Source organism: Pyxidicoccus caerfyrddinensis (assembly GCF_010894405.1).
GTDB lineage: Bacteria > Myxococcota > Myxococcia > Myxococcales > Myxococcaceae > Myxococcus > Myxococcus caerfyrddinensis.
Genome location: NZ_JAAIYA010000018.1, coordinates 68,329 through 87,857 on the forward strand (window position 1 = coordinate 68,329; position 19,529 = coordinate 87,857).

The window sequence follows — 19,529 nt, forward strand, 5'->3', positions numbered from 1 at the left end:
GCCCGACGGACCCGGTGTCTGGCTGTCGGCACGGGTCGCCAAGCCTCGCGGGATGGCGGACATCCTGAGCGAATTCCTACCCTGGTCTGAGTAGACTCTTACGACATGAGTATCACTTTTCAGCTCCGGCGGTGGTGCCCCCGCGCCACCGTGGACAAGGGGCTGCTCACATGAAGTCTTGGCGTGGCGTTCCGATGCTGGTGTCCGTGCTCTCCGGGCTCGTGGTGGCGTGTGGGCCCGTACCGCAGGGCGAGGTGGAGGCGGTGGACGGAGTGGCGCCCGTCCGCGAGTCGGAGACTGCTGTCGGGACGGTGACAGCGGAGGGACTGGTGCCCCTGCCCGGCCCCGGGTGGGACGTCTGCGAGGACAGCGCGCAGCGCGTGCGGGACATCAATCCCGGGCCGGCGAGCTCGAGTCCCGACGAGCTGGTCGCGGCCAACGGCCGGCTCTTCTTCGTCGCGACGGACCCCGAGCATGGCCGGGAGCTGTGGATGAGCCAGGGGCCAGGGCGGCCCACGTCGCTGGTGAAGGATGTGAATCCTGGCCTTGGGCACTCCGTACCGCGTGCGCTGACGGTGATGGGGCGGTGGGTGTTCTTCGTCGCGGACGACGGAGCGCACGGCGTGGAGCTGTGGCGCACCGACGGCACGGCGCGGGGCACGGAGCTGGTGAAGGACGTGCGGCCGGGGGTGGCGGGCTCGTTGCCGGACAAGCTCACGGTGGTGGACGGCACGCTGTACTTCACGGCGAACGACGGCGCGCACGGCCGCGAGCTGTGGCGCACCGACGGCACGGAGTGGGGCACGGAGCTGGCGTACGAGTTCGCGCCGGGCCCGGGCTCCGCTCAATTCGACAGGCTGCTGACGTGGGAGCAGGACCTGACGCTGGTCGTCTACAACGGCACGACGCGGGCGACCACGCTCTGGAACGTGGACACGCGAGGGCAGGTCGGCGCGCTCTTCACGTTGAACGACGGTGTGTTCCTGGAGCTGGAGCCCGCGGGCCGGCAGTTGTTCTTCACGGTGAACCCGGGCACGGACGAGTCGGACCTCTGGGTGACGCGGAACACGCCGGACACGGCCACCTGGCTGCGGCACTTCGTGGGGCAGGAGCCGAAGAGTCTCACGGCGATGGGAGACGCGGTGTACTTCGCGGCCGGGGGCGAGGGCTACTGGGGCGACCTCGGCGACCCGCGGCACGGAAGCGAGCTGTGGACGAGCGATGGCACGGTGTGGGGCACGCGGCTGGTGCGGGACATCAACCCGGGCGCGGAGGGCGCGTTCTCTCCCTACCTGGACCCGGGCTTCGTGGTGGTGGACGACCGTACGTTGTACTTCGCGGCGGATGACGGCTGCCTGGGACGCGAGCTGTGGCGCAGTGACGGGACGCTGCTCGGCACGTGGATGGTCGCGGACCTGGAGCCCGGCAAGTCCGGGAGCGATCCGCAGGACCTGACGGCGGACACCGGCTGGCTGTTCTTCTCCGCGACCACGTCGGGGCACGGGAGCGAGCCCTGGTTCAGCGGCGGGCGGTTCTGGAACACGCACTCGCTGGCGGACATCGCGCCGGGAAGCGCGTCCTCGAACCCGAAGGGCTTCGTGCGCGCGGACTGGAACGTCTTCTTCGCGGCCACCGACGGCGCGGGGGACCAGGAGCTCTGGTCCGTGTCATTCCGGCCCGTGCGCTCCTGTGGAGCGCGGGCGTTCTGAACCCTATGCCGCGCGCCGCGCCGCGGGCGTGGGGCGCACGTCGCCGAAGTTGGGCGCGGGCAGGACGATGGTGGGCGCCAGCGCTGGCGCCATCAAGTGGGCCGTGAGCTGCGAGGACGGATGGAAGTTGACGAACGCCCCTTCGACCGCGGACGTGCCGGCGAACAGCTTCTCCACCACCATGGACGAGTACTGGTCCAGCGAGTCCTCGCGCGTGTTGCCGTTGAGCACCACCTCCCAGCCCATGTGCTCCGCGTAGCGGCGCACACCGGGGATGGCGGACTGCAGCGGCGTGTAGCACTCGGTGGCCACGCCATTCTCGCTGACGACGAACACCTCGCGCGACGTCGCTACGGCCAGCGACATGTTGCCCTGCGTGTGCCCCGGCGTGCTGAGGATGGCCGCGCCCTGGCCCAGCCACACGTCGCCGTCCAGCAGCACCACGCGCTCCTGCGGCACGTCCGCGCCGCCCTGCACGAACCACACCGTCTGCATCGGGTGCAGGTCCTTCACCATCTCCCACTCGGCGCGCTGCACCAGCAGCCGTGCGCGGGGGAAGTACGCGGGCATGCCGTCCCCGCCGAGCCAGCCGCGCAGGTCCTGGATGTGCAGGTGGTCGAAGGCGAGGTAGTCCACGTCCGCGGGCGTCAGTCCCAGCGACGCCAGGTGGCTCTGCACCGTGCCGTGGCGCGAGGACATCACCTTGTCGGAGACGAACGCGCCGTAGCGCTCGCGCAGCGCGCGGTAGAAGGGAGCCGCGGCGCCCTTCTCGTAGTCGGACGGGTTGAACAGCAGCGTGCGCCGCTCGCCCTCGCGGTCCACGAACTGCACCACCTGCATGCGGTTGGTCATCATCACGTACGGCGCCGGGGACAGCGCCGCGCCGCTGAAGGCGAACTGCGCGGGGTACGGGAAGGTGATGAGGTCACACGTGGCCACCGCGGCCACCGGGCCTTCCTTCACGAAGGCCTCGCGCGCATCCAGCGCCGCGCGGCGGAGCTTCTGCAGCTTCACGCCGGGCACGGACTCGGCGCGCGCGCCAGCAAGAGAGGGGAGGGGACGAAACGCAGGGCTCGTGTGCATGGCAGTCACCACCGGGTCAGGTCGAAAACCGTCTTGACGGACTGAAATCTCGCGCGTGCCAGATTGGCCTCAATCGCCTCCTGGTAGCGAGCCAGGGGGAAGGTGTGCGTGACGAGAACGGAACAGTCTGGCCCTTCCTTCCGGGCGAGAAGCTCCAGCACCAGGTCGAAGGTATGCCGGCGCTCGCCCCGGAAGCTCTCCGGTCCGTAGACGTAGGAGCCGAGCAGCGTCAGTTCGTTGCGCCACACGGTGGTCCAGTCCACGCGCTCCAGGATTCCCGCCGCGCCCACCAGCACCACCTTCCCCAGTGCGCGCGTGTAGCGCAGGGCGTCCTGCACAGAGGCCGCGCTGCCGATGCAGTCGATGGTCAGCTCGAAGCCGCCCGTCATCGCTGGAGGGCCAATCACCGGGCGGTACACCTTCGCCCCCGTGCGCCGCGCGACTTCCTCGGCCTCGTCCACGTCGCCGCGCACGCGGAAGGCGTCGTCCGCGCCCATCCGCTTGCCCAATTCCAACTGGTAGTCCTCCGCCGCCAGCAGCGTCACGTGGCAGCGGTGCCCCAAGGCTCGCAGCGCCCACAGCGTCGCGAAGGCCACGGGCCCACCGCCGATGACGAGCACCCGGTCCTCATCCCGAGGCGGCGCCTTGAGCACCGCGTGCAGGCTCACCGCCAGGGGCTCCACCAGCACGCCCGCCTTGTCGGAGATGCTCTCCGGCACCGGGTGGAGCTGCGAGGGGTGCGCCACCATCTCCGTGCCCATGCCGCCCGGCAGGTCGCGCTGGTAGCCGAGCATCTGCCCGGCCGCCAGGCACCCATCCGCGGTGCGCTCGCAGCCGTTCTCCTGGCCCGCCGCGCACGGCTTGCACGGCGGGGAGATGCCCCTCAGCCGGCAGGGGAGCAGCGGGTCCACGGCCACGCGCTGGCCGACCTCCACGCCGCGCGTCTCGGGCCCCACCTCTGCCACCTCGGCGAGGATTTCGTGGCCCAGCACGGCGGGGAAGCTGTTGAAGGGCTCCAGCTGCGGGCTGGCCTTGAAGAAGAGGGTGGCCATGTCCGAGCCACACAGCCCGGTGAGCAGCGGCTTGAGCCGCACCCACTCCGGGCCGGGCGGGGTGGGGCGGGGCAGCTCGCGCAGGGAGAGACAGCTCCCGGCCCCGTAGTGAAGCTTCGGGTACAGGCCACCCAGGCCCCGGGCCACGACGTACTTCGGGATGGAGAGGTCGAAGACGAGACCCTTCATGGCGATGGGCGCTCCCTGGCTGCTCGGCTGGCGGGCCGTTGGGAGTCTAGACCCCCAGATGTGCGGCGACACGCGCGCCCTTCCTGTATAGGGTGCTCAATGGTCATGGCGAGGAAGTCCGACACACTCTCGGAAGACGTCCAGCCCGAGGACGTCCGGCTCGAGGCCTCCCTGCGTCCGCGCTCGTTCGACGAGTACGTGGGCCAGGGGCCCGTCGTCGAGAAGCTCAAGGTCTACGTGCAGGCGGCCCGCAGCCGCGGTGACTCGCTGGACCACTGCCTCTTCTCCGGCCCCCCGGGCCTGGGCAAGACGTCGCTGGCGCACATCATCGCGAACGAGCTGGGCGTGGGCATCCACGTCACCAGTGGCCCCGCCCTGGAGCGCAAGGGCGACCTGGCGGGCCTGCTCACCAACCTCAACGCCCGCGACGTGCTCTTCATCGACGAAATCCACCGCCTCAACGCCGCCGTGGAGGAGTACCTCTACCCGGCCATGGAGGACTTCCGGCTGGACATCACCATCGACACCGGGCCCGCCGCCCGGGCGATGAAGATTGATTTGCCGCCCTTCACGCTCATCGGCGCCACCACGCGCACGGGCCTGCTCACCTCGCCGCTGCGCGACAGGTTCCAGATTCAGGAGCGCCTGGAGTACTACGACGCCAAGGCGCTGGAGCTCATCCTCCACCGCTCCGCGCGCATCCTCGGCATCCCCCTGGACAAGGACGCCGCGCGCGAGGTGTCCAGCCGCTCGCGAGGCACGCCCCGCATCACCAACCGGCTCTTGCGCCGGCTGCGCGACTTCGCGGAGGTGGAGGGCGACGGGAAGATCACCCTGGAGCTGGCGAAGTCGTCGTTGGACCGGCTGGGTGTGGACGCCAGCGGCCTGGACGCCATGGACCGCAAGATTCTGCTCACCATCATCGACAAGTTCGGTGGCGGCCCGGTGGGGGTGGAGACCATCGCGGCCAGCGTGGGCGAGCAGCGCGACACGATTGAAGACGTGTACGAGCCCTTCCTCATGCAGGAGGGCTTCCTCCAGCGCACCCCCCGGGGGCGCATGGCCACGCACAGGACCTATCAGTACTTCAAGAAGCAGCCACCAGCGACACCCCAGGGCAACCTGTTCTGAGACTAAGCTCCTCCGCGCCATGAGCCAGGACACGCCTCCCGCCTCACCCGCCACCGGACGTGACTTCTACGCGGACCTGATGCGCGCCTCCCAGACGTCGCGCGCCGGGTTCCTCGCCGAGCGCGAGCGCTGGCTGCGCGGCGTGCCCGTGGAGGGCCGCGAGGAGCTGCTCTTCGAGTTCGAGATGCTCCTGCGCGCGGTGGAGCGCTACCTCAACCTCAACACCGTGGTGGACGCGCGGGACAGGCCGCTCGTCACGCGCGACTTCCACGAGGAGCTGGCGGACGTGCGCGATGCCATGGACCGCGCCATCCGCGTCGCGCGCCACCTGCAGGACCCGGACAGCGACCAGAAGATGGTCTTCCGCAAGTACGTGGAGACGCAGCTCGCGGATGACCGCGTCCGGCGCGCCCTCATCGAGGAGCAGCTGGACCAGGAGACGCCCCCGGAGAGCCTCTTCGTGCTGCGCGAGGCCTTCGACGCGCTGAAGAACCTGCTGGACCACCTGCTCAAGCTGCCGGTGGCCAACCTCGGCCTCTTCCAGGACGTGGGCAAGCTGGCCCTGCGCGAAATCGTCCTCAATCGCTACTTCCGCCCCTTCCGCCCGCTGGAGTTCCGCGTCGAGTACGACCGGCTCCGCTCCGTGCGCCTGCTGGACACGCTGGGCACGCTCCCCGAGGACCAGCGCACCCTCTTCTCCACCGCCTTCCTCGGCCTCTTCCGCCTCCTGCACTACCTGGCCTACGTGGACGCGGAGGGGCAGCCGCCGTACTCGCGCCGCGTGCGCGTGCTGCTGGCGCTGGTGCGCAGCGAGGCCAACTCGCTCGCCTCGTGGATGCACTCGGAGCTGTCCCCGAAGGCGGGCTCCAAGTCCCTCCAGGCCGCCACGCTGCGCGCCGCGCGCGACATCGCCCGCGAGACGGAGCGCGTGGCCCGCGAGGTGCTCGTCAACCTGGACCGCGACCTGGAGGCCCCCGCGCGCGCCGCCGTCGCCTTCACCTCACTGCTGCGCACGCAGGTGGTGGTGCTGCTGGAGACGCTGGCCCCCAACGGCGGGCTCGCGGACGGCGTCTTCGACGAGCTGATGAGCCCGCAGGACGCCGCGCTCCGGCTGCGCAAGGACCTCTGGGTCTACGCGCAATTGTGCCGCACGGCCGAGACGCACCTGCGCGCCGAGGACGTGCCCGCCGCCGAGCGCGCCCTGGACGCCCTCAAGTCCTTCCTCGACTACTTCCACGCCGGCGGCTACCAGCTCCTGCGCTACGCGGACTACGACGCCTTCGACCGCTTCACCGCGCTGCTGGTGGAGCTGCCCTGGCCGCCAGAAGGACCCGGCATCCGCGCCCGCCTCGCGGAGGACCTGCGCCGCTTCGTCCAGACGCTGGAGACCACCTTCCACGCCGTCAGCCGGCGCACCCTCCTGCAGGGACGCGGCTTCGACCGGCAGGAAGCGGAGGCCCTCAGGGACCGCTTCCTCTCCGCTCCCGCCCGCTAGGGGCAGGACAGCGGCGCCCCACCTCCCGCACGCTCCGTGATAGGGCCCCCCACCCGGGGTGGCCCCGGCGCGTTTGCGTCCAGCCGGTTCCTTGCGCTATGGACGCGGCGGTGTTGCATGGAAGACACGCTGCGGCATGGCGGGGCAGGTGAAGGGGACGCGGATTCCGGGTTCTGACGAATCCCGGACATCGGTGTCACGGTATCAGGCGAATCCTGCAGGCTACACACCGGGGGGAGGGTGCCGGACCGGAGACGGCACCCATCACGACGCACTCAAAAGCCGAGCCATTTCAAGGAGTTGGAGCTGTTTCCACCTCCTCCGGCCCGGCCCCGCATGTCACGTGCCCGTGGCGTGCCGATTGCAGAATCACCGCGTCGCGTCAGATCACTGATGAACGTTTCCGGGTCCAACCGGCGGGACCCGGACCGGAAGTCCCGCAGCACGAGCAGCCACGAGGCGACACCGACATGCGACCGTCCTCCTACAACCAGCGCACCGTTTCGAAGATTGCCGCCCTCCAGGGCGTGGGGCTGCACTCGGGCGCCAAGGTGACGCTCACCCTGCGTCCCGCGCCCGCGGGCCACGGCATCGTCTTCGTGCGCACGGACCTGTCCCGGCCGGTGAGCATCCCCGCGCTGGCGGAGTTCGTGGTGGACACGTCGCTGGCGACCACGCTGGGCCGCGACGGCGTGCGCGTGGGCACGGTGGAGCACCTGATGTCGGCGCTGGCCGGCCTGGGCATCGACAACGTGCGCGTGGAGCTGGACGGCCCGGAAGTCCCCATCATGGACGGCAGCGCGGCGCCCTTCGCGGCCCTCATCCAGGAGGCCGGCGTGCGCGAGCTGGACGCGCCCAAGGAGCTGCTCGTCATCCGCAAGCCGGTGTCCGTGGTGGACGGTGACAAGCAGGCCTCGCTCACCCCGTCCAAGCACTTCCGCATCAGCTGCACCATCGACTTCGAGCACCCCGTCATCCAGGGCCAGTCCTTCGACCTGGACTTCAGCGACAGGGAGTTCTCGCGCGAAATCTCCCGCGCCCGCACCTTCGGCTTCCTGCGCGACGTGGAGAAGCTGAAGCAGCTGGGCCTGGCGCGCGGTGGCTCGCTGGAGAACGCCGTCGTCGTGGACGAGGTCTCCATCCTCAACCCGGACGGGCTGCGCTTCCCGGACGAGTTCGTGCGTCACAAGATTCTCGACGCCATTGGCGACGTGTCGCTGTTCGGCCGCCAGGTCATTGGCCACATGACGGCGTACAAGACGGGCCATGCGCTCAACCACAAGCTGGTGCGCAAGGTGCTCTCGGACCCGAGCTGCTACGAGATTGTGCCGGCCCGCCGCCGCGAGCTGGAGGCGCTGGACCTGGGCTTCACCAGCCTGGCGGGGGCGCTGGAGCTGGAGCCCCTCGTCGCCTGAAGCCATTTCCTTGCAGGTCCGGCTTAGCTCGACTAGGACGCGAGCTTATGCTCAAGCCCACCCGTGTCATCCTCGCCGCTCTCCTGGCGGCCACCATTACCGCCGGCTGTAACAAGGAGAAGGCGCCGGTCACCGCTCAGGGTCCGGCCGCCACGGCACAGCAGGCCAACGCGGGAGAGCCCGCGCCTGACGCTGTCGTCGCGACCTTCGGCGACGGGCAGAAGATCACGTACAAGGAGCTCAACGAGAAGATCGCCGAGCCCCTCTCCAACCTCGAGAAGCAGAAGCACCAGCTGCGCAAGCGCGGCCTCGAGGGCATGGTGACGGAGAAACTGGTCGACGCCGAGGCGAAGAAGAAGGGCATGACGCAGGAGCAGTTCCTGAAGGCGGAAATCGACGACAAGGTTCCCGCCCCGCCCGAGGAGAAGATCAAGGAGGTCTTCGACGGCGCCAAGGGCCAGCTGCCGCCCGGGTCCACCTACGAGCAGATGAAGCCGCAGATCGTGGACTTCCTCACCCAGCAGCCGAAGCAGGAGCGCGCGCAGGCGCTGTTCGCGGAGCTTCGCAAGAACGCGAACGTGCAGATCACCCTGCCCGAGCCCCCGCGCCCGCCCGCCGAGCGCAAGCAGGTGGCCGCCACCGGCCCCGCCAAGGGCGCCAAGGAAGGCGCGCCCATCACCATCGTCGAGTTCAGCGACTTCCAGTGCCCGTTCTGCAGCCGCGCCAACGCGTCCGTGGACCAGGTCATGAAGGAGTACCCCGACAAGGTCCGCCTGGTGTTCCGTCAGTTCCCGCTGGAGTTCCACAAGGAGGCGCCGAAGGCCGCCGAGGCCGCGCTGTGCGCCGGGGACCAGGGCAAGTTCTGGGAGATGCACGACACGCTCTTCGCCAACCAGCAGAAGCTGGGCGTGGACGACCTGAAGAAGCACGCCGCGGACCTGAAGCTGGACACCGCGAAGTTCAACAAGTGCCTCGACTCGGGTGAGAAGGCCTCCGTCATCCAGGCGGACCTGGCGGACGGCAAGAAGGTCGGCGTGTCCGGCACCCCGGCGTTCTTCATCAACGGCATCCTGCTGTCCGGGGCGCAGCCGTTCGAGGAGTTCAAGAGCATCATCGACGAGGAGCTGAAGACCGCGCAGAAGTAGTCGCGCGCGTCGTCGGGGGGCACGGGCGGTGGCTTCCAAACCCAAGGCCACGCCTCGTGTCAGTGGTGAGCAGGCCTCGCTCGAGCTGGAGCGGCCGCTCACCACCGGCCTGTCCCCCTCCCGTCCCCTCGCGGCCTGGTTCCATGGGCCCGAGGGGATGGTCCTCCTCCAGGAGCCGACCGGCTTCGCTGGCTTCCTCGCCGGCAGCCTGGGCACGCTCTCTGTCGAGGAGGTGTTCGCCCACGTCCTCTCCGGCATCCGCAGCGGCCTGCTGGCCGTGCAGCACGGCACGGTGCGCCGCACGGTGTCCTTCCGGGACGGGCAGGTGGTGTTCGCCACGTCCACGGAGCGCTGGGAGCGGCTGGGCGCGGTGCTGGTGCGGCTGGGCATGCTGAAGCAGGTGCAGCTCACCCAGGCGCTGTCGCGGGTGACGCCGTCGCGGCGCATCGGACAGGTGCTCACGTCCGAGGGCCTGGTGTCCGAGGCCAACCTCTACAGCGCCATGACGTACGTGGTGCGCGAGGTGGTGCTCAGCCTCTTCGAGATGGTGGAGGGCAGCTTCCTCTTCGTGGAAGGCCCCGCGCCCATGGCGGACGTGGTGAAGCTGCCCGAGCGCACGCGCGAGCTGGTGCTCACCGGAATCAAGCGCGCCGAGGAGGTGTCGCGCCTGCGCCGCCGCTTCCCGGAGGACATGCGCGTGGAGCCCGGGCCGGCGGGCCCGCTGCCCGGCGAGGAGCGCCTCTTCACGGGCCTGGGCAAGGGCGCCCCCTTGAGCGAGGTGCGGACCATCTACGAGGGCGGGCCCTACGCCTTCTACACGTGGCTGGACGAGGCCGTGCGCGGCGGCCACCTGGCGGTGCGTCCTCCCGCGCCGCCACCGGTGCCGGGCCCTTCCGTGGAGGGCATGGCCTGGGAGCTGCTGTCCGCCGAGGAGCGCTACAACCTCCTGCTGTCGCTGATTCACCGCGCGCTGCGCGACGCGGGCAAGGACGAGGATTTGTTGAAGGGCTTCCTGGACGCGCCGCCCGCGGGCCTGGAAGACGCCTTCGCCGGGGTGACGCCGGGCCCGGACGGGCGGGTGGACGTGGCGCGGCTGCGCGCCAACCTCGCCAGTGGCGGGGCGGCCGTGGGCCGCGCCCTCACCCTGGAGGCGCTGGACGCCATCGTCTCCTATGCGCTCTTTTCAGCGCGCAACGCGCTCCCGCCCGAAGTGGCGGAGCGGTTGTCCAACACCTACCGCACACTCCAGGGGGGGCTGGCCTAGGGGGGGCCCCGTGCCCACGTTGGCGTCCACGGCCTTTGCGGCGGGGGACGAGCGACATGGGCGCGATGCGGAAGCTGGCGTGGGGACTCCTGGTGCTGGGCACGGCCTGCGGAGGCTCTCGCGCGGCGGTGAAGGACTCCCGGGGCGAGGCCGCGAAGCACGAGCAGGTAATGGGTGTGGGCGGCTCCGGCAATGCCGGCCACTCCACCACCCGGCGTTACGTGGACGAGGACCTGGGCTTCGAAATCATCCGGCCCACGGCGGACTGGCAGCTCGACGAGACGAACGAGCGCACACCGGAGGGACTCTCCATTCCCGTCATCCTCCGCCACAACACCTCCGGGGCGCAGGTGGTGCTGCAGGTGGCCCCGGCGGTGGCGTCTCCCACGCAGTTCGCCGAGCGACTGACGGAAGGGTTGCGCCAGCAGCCGGGCTTCACCACCACGGACCCGGTGCCCATTCCCCTGTCCGAGAACGCGGTGGGCTTCGACTTCACGGTGGGGGATGCGGTGCTGGGCCGCGTCGCCGTGCGCGAGGGCCGGCCGGGCCGCGTGCTGATGATGCTGGCCACGTGGCCGGCGCAGTCGGCGGCGGACGTCACCCAGAGCGTGGACGCCCTCATCGAAGGCGTCCGTCCGCTCCCGGGGCCCGGGCCCGGTGCCACCCAGGCGGCCCCGCTCACCCAGGCGTCGCGCCGATAAGCGCTACCGCCCGGAGCCGTGGGCGCCCGTGCTGGCGCGCCCGGACTTCAAGGCCGCGTTACGACCGCGCGGACTTCTTCGCGCCCTTGCCGCCCTTCGCCTTGGCCGCGGGGGCCGGAGCGGCGGGAAGCGCGTAGGCCTCGGGGTTGGCCGCCTGCGTCTCCGCGCGCAGCCGCACCCACTCCACCAGCGTGCGCACGCCGACACCGGTGCCGCCCTTGCTCAGGTAGCCGCGCTCCTTGGGGCTGTTGGACGGGCCGGCAATGTCCAGGTGCACCCAGGGCGTCTCGCCGACGAACTCCTTGAGGAAGAGCGCGGCGTTGATGGAGCCGCCCCAGCGCTCGCCGGAGTTCTTCATGTCGGCCACCTCGGAGCGCAGCGCGTCCTTCTGCAGCTCGCTCACCGGCATGCGCCACATCTCCTCGCCCGCGGTGCGCGCGGCCTGGAGCACCTCGTTCACCGCGCCGTCGTGCTCGCCGAAGGCGCCGACGATGTAGTTGCCCAGCGCGATGACACAGGCGCCCGTGAGCGTGGCCAGGTCGATGACGGCGGACGGCTTGTGCTCGCAGGCCCAGGTGAGGATGTCGCCCAGCACCAGCCGGCCTTCCGCGTCGGTGTTGGTGATTTCCACCGTCTTGCCCAGGCGCGAGGTGAGGATGTCACCGGGCTTGTACGCGTTGCCGGACGGCATGTTCTCGCACGCGCCGATGAAGGCGTGCACGGGGAAGGGCGGCTTGAGCGCGGCGATGACCTTCATCGCGCCCAGCACCGCGGCCGAGCCGGCCATGTCCGTCTTCATCTCCACCATGCCCTCGGTGGGCTTCAGCGACAGGCCGCCCGAGTCGAAGGTGATTGCCTTGCCCACCAGCGCCAGCGGCGGGCGCTTCGCGTCACGCGCGTTCTTCGGCGTGTAGACGACGTGGATGAGGCGCGGCTCCTCGGTGCTCCCGGCGGTGACGCCCAGGAACATGCCCATGTTGAGCTTCTCGATTTCTCGCTGGCCGCCGATGGTGACCTGCAGGCCGCCTTCCTTGGCCGCCTGCCGCGCGGCCTCGGCCAGCACCGTGGGCGTCACCGCGTTGGGCGGCTCGTTGACCAGGTCTCGCGCCCAGTTGGTGGCGTCCGCAATCCGCTTCGCCAGGGCCAGCGCGTCCTCCAGGGCCTTCGACTTCTCGGTGCCGTCGGGCAGCACCAGGGCCACCTTCGTCACCTTCGCGGGGTTCTTCTCCTCGCGGGCGGAGGACTTGTACTTGTCGAAGCGGTAGAGGCCCAGCCCCAGGCCCTCCACCACCGCGCGCACGGCGGTGTCCGCCGCGTCGGTGGCCGGCAGCACGAAGGCCACCGAGCCCACCTTCAGCCGCTGCGCGGCCTTCACTGCGCGGCCAGCGGCCAGGCGCAGCACCTCGGGCTGGAAGCGGGCGCGGTTGCCCAGGCCCAGGAGCAGCACGCGCTCCGCGGTGGCGCGGCCGTGCGTGTGCATCAGGAAGGACTGCTCTGCCTTGGCCTTGAAGCCCTCCTGGGTGGCGGCACCGCGCAGGCGTCCCTCCAGGGCGGAGTCGGCCGAGGCCAGTGAGGACGGGGCGGCATCTCCCAGCTCGCCCTCGAAGAGGGGAATGACGAGCAGCTCGCCGCTCGCCTTCGTGACATCGCCGGAGACGAAGCTGAAATTCATGGGCCGATGAGCTCCTGAACGGATGGAAGGGGGATGCTGGAGGTCGCGGACTGTAACGCCCACCCTGTCGAGCGCAAAGCGCTCGATTTCATTCGAGCATTGCAATGGCGTGAGCCACTGGATAGCAGTGTGGGGAATGCCCACGCTGCTGATGCATCTGACCGCCATCGAACGGATGGCCGCCAATCCGGGCGACCTGCCGGCGGACTGGGTGCGCGCGCTCGCCGAGGACCTTCCGTATGCGCGCTTCGGCGCGGCGCTGCCAGACCTGCCGCTATGCGAGGGCGTGCGCGGAGGGCTGTCGGCCTTCCTTCCGGAGCGCGAGCCGCCCCCCTTCGCCCGCCTGTACCACGAGCGCGCGCCGGTGGGCTTCGGCCTGAAGATGGCGGAGCTGGTGGCCACCGGCGCGCTGGTGGGCAACGAGGCGGGGCTCGCGCTGCTGGCGGGCTACTTCACGCACCTGTGTCTGGACCGGCGGCTGTATCCGGTGGTGGACAGGCTGGTGAGCCGCCACCGCCGCCGCGGCGAGCAGGCACGCAACACGCACCGCGACATCGAGTGGGCGCAGACACTCTTCTACCTGCGCGAGCTGCATGGCGTGGAGCTGATGGGCACGCCGCGCATCCGCGAGAAGTGTCAGGTGGTGAAGAGCCCCGGCTTCCCGTGGCGCGGCATCGGCCGTGGCATCTACGAGCTTGTCCGCCTGTCGTCGCAGGAGCGCGTGGGCCAGGCGCCGTCCAAGGCGGACGTGGATGGCTGGGTGCGCGGGCTGTACGTCTCCGGACTCTTCCTCTCCAGCCCCATGGGCCGGATGCGCTCGCTGCCGGCGTACGCGCACCTGTCCTTCCAGGAGCTGTACCGCAACGACACGCTCGACTTCGCCGCCGAGGTGGAGGGCGCGCTGGAGTCCGCGCGCGGAGTGTTGCGCAGGCTGCACGGCTACATGGCCCGGGGGACCTTCACGCCCCGCACGCGCGCCCGTTTCCTCGAGGTGTTTCCCGAGGGCACACTCGGCGCGTGTGCCGCATAGCGTCCATGCGCACTGGCTGACAGCACACAGTTCCTCGCGAGCAGGGCAGGCATCCTGGCGAGCATTTTCCCCAGAGGGGAATGCCGCTGTCCGAACCAGGGGACCGCTCCTATCCTCGTGGAGGAATGACGGTCCTACTCCTCATGGTGGCGGGCGGCCTCGCGGGCTCTCTCGGGGCGATGCTTGGCATTGGGGGAGGCATCGTCCTCGTCCCGGCGATGGTGTTGTTCTTCGGCATCCCCCTCGAGGAGGCGGTGCCGGCCAGCCTCATGTGCGTGGTGGCCAACTCGTGCGCGGCGGCCGCGGGCTACGTGCACAATCACCTGAGTGACATCCGGCTGGGACTGACGCTGGAGCTGGCCACGGTGATGGGCGCCATCGCGGGTGGCGTGGTGGCGGCCATGGTGGCCCCGGCGATGGTGGCGGTGGTGTTCGGCCTGTTCACCCTCTACGTCTCGCTGCAGATGCTGCTGCTGCGCTCGCCGCGGCGGGAGCCGGCGACGCTGGATGACTACACGCCGATGAACTACCCGTTGGGCATCTCCGGCTCCTTCATCGCGGGTGGGCTGTCCTCGCTGCTGGGCGTGGGCGGCGGCCCGCTGAAGGTGCCGCTGATGAGCTACGGCATGCGGGTGCCGTTCAAGGTCGCCAGCGCCACCAGCAACATGATGGTGGGCGTGACGGGGGCCGCGAGCGTGGCCGCCTACGCGCTGCACGGGCACCTGAAGCTGGCGCTGGTGTCTCCGCTGGTGGTGGGGGTGCTCTGCGGCGCGTACGTCGGCGGCCGGCTGATGCCGAAGATGCCCACCGCCGTGCTCAAGCGGCTCTTCGCGGTGGTGCTGCTGGTGGTGTCGAGCCAGATGTTGTGGAAGGGAGGGGCGGGACTGTGGCCGAGCATGGTGAAGTGAGCGAGCCGGCATCAGCCGGTGCGGACGCGCATGTGGTGTCCGCGGCGGTGATGGCGGACACGCACGGTGCACACAACACGGTGAACACGGCGCGTTCGGAATCGCTGGCGCCGGAAGTGGACGCGGAGCCCATCACCCACCCCGGGTTCGACACGACGCCGGTGACGCGGGCGCGGCGTCGGGACCTGGCGGTGGCCGGAGACCGGTGGATTGCACGGGTGCTGCGCGGCGGCGCGGTCCTCAGCGGCGGCATGTTCGTGGTGTCGCTCGGCCTGGAGGCCCTGCCGCGCTCCGAAGAGGTGCACGTCGCCATCGACCTCTTGCGCAAGGGCGCGGCGTCGCTGCTCCTGGTGACGCCGGTGGCGCGCCTCGCGGTGGCGGGCACGCTGCTCGGGCTCAAGGGCGAGTGGCGCTACACCGTCATCGCCGCGGGCGTGCTGGGCCTGCTGGCGATTGCGGTGGGTGCCGGCATCCAGGCCTGACGTGACGGCGCCGGGCGCGCTTCCCCTCGGAAGGGGAGGAGCGCGCTAGACGCCGCGCGCGGCGAAGTGGGCCAGCACGTTGCGGACCTTGGCGACCTCGTCCGCGCGGCCCTGCTCCTCGTACAGCGGCAGCACCGTCTCGAACTGGACGCGGGCCGCGGCGAAGTCCTGCAGGTAGTAGCAGGACAGGCCGAGGTCCCACCGGGCGCGGGCCTCGTACACGTGGTCGTGCAGCTCCTCGTAGAGCTCCACCGCGCGCAAGAGGTGGGGACGGGCGCCGTCGTGGTTGCCCAGCAGGCCCTCGGACTCGCCCAGCAGCAGGTGGCCCTGCGCGAGCGCCTCCGGGTCCTCGCCCTGCTCCAGGAGCGGCACGGCCTCCAGGAAGCGCTTGCGGGCGGGCTCGTACTCGCCCTTCTCCATGCGGATGTCGCCGATGTCGAGCAGCAGCCGCGCGATGCGGTCCGGGTTGCGCGTCTGGCGCAGGAGGATGAGCGCCTCCTGGTACTTCTCCTCGGCGGCCTCCGGCTGGCCCAGCGCGCGCAGGGACTCGCCGATGCAGGCACGGGCCAGGGCCTCGCCCTCGCGGTCCTTCGCCTCGTTGAAGAGCAGGGCCGCCTGGGCGATGCGCTCAATCGCGCCGCGGTGATCCTCGAAGTTCGCCTTCACGATGCCCAGGCCGAGCAGCGCCTGCGCCTGGCCGGGCTTGTACTTCGCCTGCTGGAAGAGGCCGAGCGCCTCCTCGTAGCACTCGCGGCTGGCGGCATGGTCCTCGAGGAGGCCGTGCAGCTCCGCGAGATTCACCAGCCCCTGGCCCACCTCGGTGGGCGAGCCGGTGATGCGCAGCGGGGCCAGCGCGTTCTTCTGCTGCTGGATGGCTTCGAGGATGTGGGCGCGTTGGGAGTCGTCGGACGGGTGGTGCATGCGGACCTCAGGCGTCCCCACCCTTGCGGCGCCGGGGCGCCTTGTCCAACGAATCGTCCTTCTCGCTGATGTGAGTCCCGTTGACGGGGACCTCGTGCGAGCCATTCGCGGGGAGCACGCCGGCCCCATTCACATGGGCCGGGCCGCCGTCCGCCGCGTGATGCACGCGCTCGGCCTTGTCCGCCTGCTCGTGGACGAGCAGCGGGGAGAAGAAGCAGTCCTTCTTCGTGTACTCGTCGAAGGCGAAGGCGAAGCGGTAGCTGGCGGCCGCGCGCTGGTTGCAGTCCGTGCGCTCGCAGAAGCGGCAGGAGATGCCGGACGGAATCGCGTCCTTGCGCAGGTCCGTGGTGGGCAGGCCGTACGCCAGGTACTTCGCGTTCTCCGCGTGGGTGCCCAGGCCGATGGAGTACGCCGTGCCCTTCACGATGGAGCCTTCGATGGGCCCCAGCTGCACCTTGGCGAAGCAGAAGTACGTCGTGCCGTCCGGCATGATGGAGTACTGCCGCGTAATCTGCGACGGGTTGAGGAAGGCCAGGTGCACGGCCCACTTCGCGCAGCTTCCGCCGCCGGTGGCGAAGCGGATGCCGGTGCCGCTGTAGCGCTTGGAGATGTTGCCGGCGATGTCCGCGCGCAGGAAGTGGAAGGGGATGCCCTGGCGCTTCGGGTCCGACAGGTTGCAGAGCCGGTGCGCCACCGTCTCGTACGTGGAGCCGAAGATGCTGGAGAGCAGCTCCACGTCGTAGCGCGTGCGCTGCACTTCCTTGAAGAAGTCCCCGTAGGGGAGCATCAGCGCGCCGGCGAAGTAGTTGGCCAGGTTGACCTTGATGAGCCGCGCCGTCTCGCCGTGGCGCATGCGGCCCGACACGAGGATGCGCTCCAAGAGCTTCTCGCGGTCCATGACCAGCAGGCCAATGGACGCGGCAATCTGGAACTTCAGCGGCTGCTCGGTGAGGAAGGGGGACAGGGTGAGTGTCTTCTCCTCGGGGTCCAACCGCCGCACCACCGACGAGCCGCTGGGCGCCGGGTCGTCGAAGAGGACGCGGTAGCCGAAGCGCTCCTCCAGCAGCCGGATGAGCTGGCCGCTGGTGAGCTGGCGCTCCAGGCGCACGTCGCGCCGCAGCGCCTCCGCCTGCTCCTCCAGCTCCGGGAAGTAGTTGCGGTGCTTCTCCAGGAAGTCGCTGACCTCGTCGAAGGGCGAGTAGTCGAAGCGGACGCCCGGCACCGTGCCGTTCTGCGCGCCGCCCTGTGCCCGGGTGCGCTCCTCCACGTTGAGCTGCGCGAGCACGTTTTCCAGCTGCGTGCGCGTGTTCTTGTAGAGGTTGAACAGCGCGGCGACCGTGCCGGCCAGCTTCGGCTCGGCGGACAGCGACTGGAGTGACTCGGGGTCGATGTCGAGGCTCTTGAGCAGCGGCTCATCCAGCAGCTTCGCCAGCGCCTCGTCCACGCGGCCCTCGCCCAGCGTGGACATGAACTGCTCGGGGTCCTGGTCGAAGTAGCGCAGGGCCTTCCAGAGCAGCGGGAAGGGCATCACCCGCTTCCCCTTCTCGATGAGGTTCAGGTACGCGGGGGAGACCCCCAGGTCCTTCGCTGCGTCTGCCTGCTTGATGTTGCGTGCAAGCCGCAGCCCACGGAGCTTCAGGCCCACGTTGGCGTTCAGTGCGTTGTCGTTCATGGCCGAATCGGTGGCCCTTCTGGATCGCGCCGGACCTCGCGCTCCTCGGGCCTGGATCCACTTTGCAAATCGATTTACCGATTTGCAATGAACGTTTTTGGGTGGGGGGACCCCTGTCCGGCGGGCGACGGAACAGCTGCCCACCGGGCCCAAGGGCCTGTAGAGGCCGCCGTAAGGCCATGTAATCGCGGTGCTTTCGGGCTACGGCCGTGTGGGCTCCAGCAGGCGCTCGCCGCACCTTGTCAAAGGTTTACTGGCGCACTGCGACATGGGGCCCGTAGCGCGTCAGTAAACAGGATTTCACGGTTTACAAAGAGAGTTCTGGCGAGGGCGGGGTGGATCAGCCGTCCGAGCGCCGGAACACGAGCGACACATTGGTGCCGCCGAAGCCGAACGAGTTGCTCATGACGGCGTCGACGCGGGCCTCGCGGGCGGTATTCGGCACGCAGTCCAGGTGGATGCCCGGGTCCTTGTTCCGCAGGTTGATGGTGGGCGGGAGCACGCCGCGGGTGAGGGCGAGCACGCTGATGACGGCCTCGGCGGCGCCGGCCGCGCCGTTCATGTGGCCCGTCATGGACTTGGTGGAGGACACGGCGAGCGTGCGCGCGGCGTCGCCGAAGACGCGGGCAATGCCCTGCATCTCCAGCACGTCGCCGATGTCCGTCGACGTGCCGTGCGCGTTGACGTAGCCGATGTCCGCGGGTGCCAGGCCCGCGTCCTTGATGGCGGCGCGCATGCTGCGCTGGGCGCCCTCGTGCTCGGGGGCGGGCGAGGTGACGTGGTGGGCGTCGGAGCTGGCGCCATAGCCGGACAGCTCCGCGTAGATGCGCGCGCCCCGCGCCCGGGCCTGCTCCCACTCCTCGAGCACCACCATGCCGGCGCCCTCGGCAATCACGAAGCCGTCGCGGTCCACGTCGAACGGGCGGCTGGCTTCCTGGGGGGCGTCGTTGCGCCTGGACAGGGCCTTCATCGCCGCGAAGCCGCCCACACCCAGCAGGGAGATGGGGGCCTCGGAGCCGCCGGCCACCGCCGCGTCGAACTCGCCGCGTTGGATGCCGCGCATCGCCTCGCCGATGGCGTGGGCGCTGGTGGAGCAGGCGGAATTGGTGGACCAGGAGGGGCCCTTGATTCCGTGGCGCATGGTGACGTAGCCGGGCGCCAGGTTGATGAGCATCTGGAGGATGAAGAACGGGCTGATGCGGTCCGGCCCCTTCTCCAGCGCCTTGCGGTAGGTCTCCTCCAGGCTGGAGAGGCCTCCGATGCCAGAGCCGATGATGGCGGCCACGCGCTCGGCGTTCTCCGGGGTGATTTTCAGCCCCGAGTCCGCCAGGGCCATGTCCGCCGCCACCACCGCGAACTGCGCGAAGCGGTCCATCCGCCGCACCTCGCGCCGCTCGATGTAGTCCTCGGGCTCGAAGTCCTTCACCTCGCCGGCGATGCGGCTGTCGAGCCGGCTCGCGTCGAAGAGGGTGATGGGCCCCACGCCGCTCCGCCCATTCACCAGGGCCTCCCAGCTCTTCTCCACGCCCGTGCCACAGGGGCTGATGAGCCCCAGCCCCGTCACCGCGACTCGCCGCTTCTGCATGACTTGCTCTCCCCGCACGCCTGGGGGGAAGCGATGAACAGGCCGGACGCCCGGCCCCCCGCTTCCCGCGTGCGC

The 19,529-nt window shown here is 70.1% G+C and carries 16 protein-coding genes; 10 read left to right on the forward strand and 6 right to left on the reverse strand.

Features of this window, described 5'->3' with window-relative positions:
• Positions 1–170 precede the first annotated feature (170 nt).
• On the forward strand, positions 171–1,709 hold the full coding sequence (locus tag G4D86_RS34850) for an ELWxxDGT repeat protein (RefSeq protein WP_163998435.1): 1,539 nt from the start codon (positions 171–173) through the stop codon (positions 1,707–1,709).
• 3 nt (positions 1,710–1,712) lie between these two features.
• Here G4D86_RS34850 and G4D86_RS34855 read toward each other — a convergent pair whose 3' ends face one another.
• Both G4D86_RS34855 and G4D86_RS34860 read right to left on the reverse strand, forming a co-directional pair.
• Positions 1,713–2,792: an MBL fold metallo-hydrolase gene (locus tag G4D86_RS34855; RefSeq protein WP_163998436.1), complete on the reverse strand. Its 1,080-nt coding sequence runs from the start codon at positions 2,790–2,792 to the stop codon at positions 1,713–1,715.
• Positions 2,793–2,797: 5 nt separating this feature from the next.
• Entirely contained in the window at positions 2,798–4,033 is a 1,236-nt protein-coding gene (locus tag G4D86_RS34860) for a zinc-dependent alcohol dehydrogenase (RefSeq protein WP_163998437.1), read from the reverse strand.
• A 99-nt stretch (positions 4,034–4,132) separates the two neighbouring features.
• Between G4D86_RS34860 and ruvB the strand changes: the two genes are divergently transcribed.
• From ruvB to G4D86_RS34890, 6 genes are all read left to right on the forward strand, one after another.
• Positions 4,133–5,164: a Holliday junction branch migration DNA helicase RuvB gene (gene ruvB, locus G4D86_RS34865; protein WP_163998438.1), complete on the forward strand. Its 1,032-nt coding sequence runs from the start codon at positions 4,133–4,135 to the stop codon at positions 5,162–5,164.
• Between the two features lie 19 nt (positions 5,165–5,183).
• Complete coding sequence (locus tag G4D86_RS34870; protein ID WP_163998439.1) at positions 5,184–6,659, forward strand: hypothetical protein; 1,476 nt, start codon at positions 5,184–5,186, stop codon at positions 6,657–6,659.
• A 470-nt stretch (positions 6,660–7,129) separates the two neighbouring features.
• Complete coding sequence (gene lpxC, locus G4D86_RS34875) at positions 7,130–8,074, forward strand: UDP-3-O-acyl-N-acetylglucosamine deacetylase (RefSeq protein ID WP_163998440.1); 945 nt, start codon at positions 7,130–7,132, stop codon at positions 8,072–8,074.
• A gap of 47 nt (positions 8,075–8,121) precedes the next feature.
• A complete protein-coding gene (locus tag G4D86_RS34880; RefSeq protein WP_163998441.1) occupies positions 8,122–9,219 on the forward strand; it encodes a thioredoxin domain-containing protein in 1,098 nt (365 codons plus the stop codon).
• Positions 9,220–9,247: 28 nt separating this feature from the next.
• Positions 9,248–10,483 (forward strand): DUF4388 domain-containing protein, encoded by a 1,236-nt coding sequence (locus G4D86_RS34885; protein WP_163998442.1) that lies wholly within the window; start codon positions 9,248–9,250, stop codon positions 10,481–10,483.
• 56 nt (positions 10,484–10,539) lie between these two features.
• A complete protein-coding gene (locus tag G4D86_RS34890; protein WP_163998443.1) occupies positions 10,540–11,184 on the forward strand; it encodes a hypothetical protein in 645 nt (214 codons plus the stop codon).
• A 58-nt stretch (positions 11,185–11,242) separates the two neighbouring features.
• Here the strand turns inward: G4D86_RS34890 and G4D86_RS34895 are convergent, their stop codons facing one another.
• Positions 11,243–12,856, reverse strand: coding sequence for a leucyl aminopeptidase (locus tag G4D86_RS34895; protein ID WP_163998444.1), 1,614 nt, complete (start codon positions 12,854–12,856; stop codon positions 11,243–11,245).
• A gap of 136 nt (positions 12,857–12,992) precedes the next feature.
• Here G4D86_RS34895 and G4D86_RS34900 point away from each other — a divergent pair, with 136 nt between their 5' ends.
• The 3 genes from G4D86_RS34900 to G4D86_RS53220 all read left to right on the forward strand — a co-directional run bounded on the left by G4D86_RS34900 (position 12,993) and on the right by G4D86_RS53220 (position 15,276).
• Positions 12,993–13,886 carry a hypothetical protein gene (locus tag G4D86_RS34900; RefSeq protein WP_163998445.1) on the forward strand — a complete coding sequence of 298 codons (894 nt, stop codon included), beginning with the start codon at positions 12,993–12,995 and terminating at the stop codon, positions 13,884–13,886.
• Positions 13,887–14,011: 125 nt separating this feature from the next.
• Positions 14,012–14,794 (forward strand): sulfite exporter TauE/SafE family protein, encoded by a 783-nt coding sequence (locus G4D86_RS34905; protein ID WP_163998446.1) that lies wholly within the window; start codon positions 14,012–14,014, stop codon positions 14,792–14,794.
• Entirely contained in the window at positions 14,791–15,276 is a 486-nt protein-coding gene (locus G4D86_RS53220; RefSeq protein ID WP_240360631.1) for a hypothetical protein, read from the forward strand. Before G4D86_RS34905 ends, G4D86_RS53220 begins: the two co-directional genes overlap by 4 nt.
• Positions 15,277–15,321: 45 nt before the next feature.
• Here the strand turns inward: G4D86_RS53220 and G4D86_RS34915 are convergent, their stop codons facing one another.
• The 3 genes from G4D86_RS34915 to fabF all read right to left on the reverse strand — a co-directional run bounded on the left by G4D86_RS34915 (position 15,322) and on the right by fabF (position 19,454).
• Positions 15,322–16,197, reverse strand: a complete 876-nt coding sequence (locus G4D86_RS34915; protein ID WP_163998447.1) for a tetratricopeptide repeat protein — start codon at positions 16,195–16,197, stop codon at positions 15,322–15,324.
• Positions 16,198–16,204: 7 nt separating this feature from the next.
• Positions 16,205–17,869, reverse strand: a complete 1,665-nt coding sequence (locus tag G4D86_RS34920) for a helix-turn-helix domain-containing protein (protein WP_163998448.1) — start codon at positions 17,867–17,869, stop codon at positions 16,205–16,207.
• Between the two features lie 340 nt (positions 17,870–18,209).
• Positions 18,210–19,454 carry a beta-ketoacyl-ACP synthase II gene (gene fabF / locus G4D86_RS34925; RefSeq protein WP_163998449.1) on the reverse strand — a complete coding sequence of 415 codons (1,245 nt, stop codon included), beginning with the start codon at positions 19,452–19,454 and terminating at the stop codon, positions 18,210–18,212.
• Positions 19,455–19,529 lie beyond the last annotated feature (75 nt).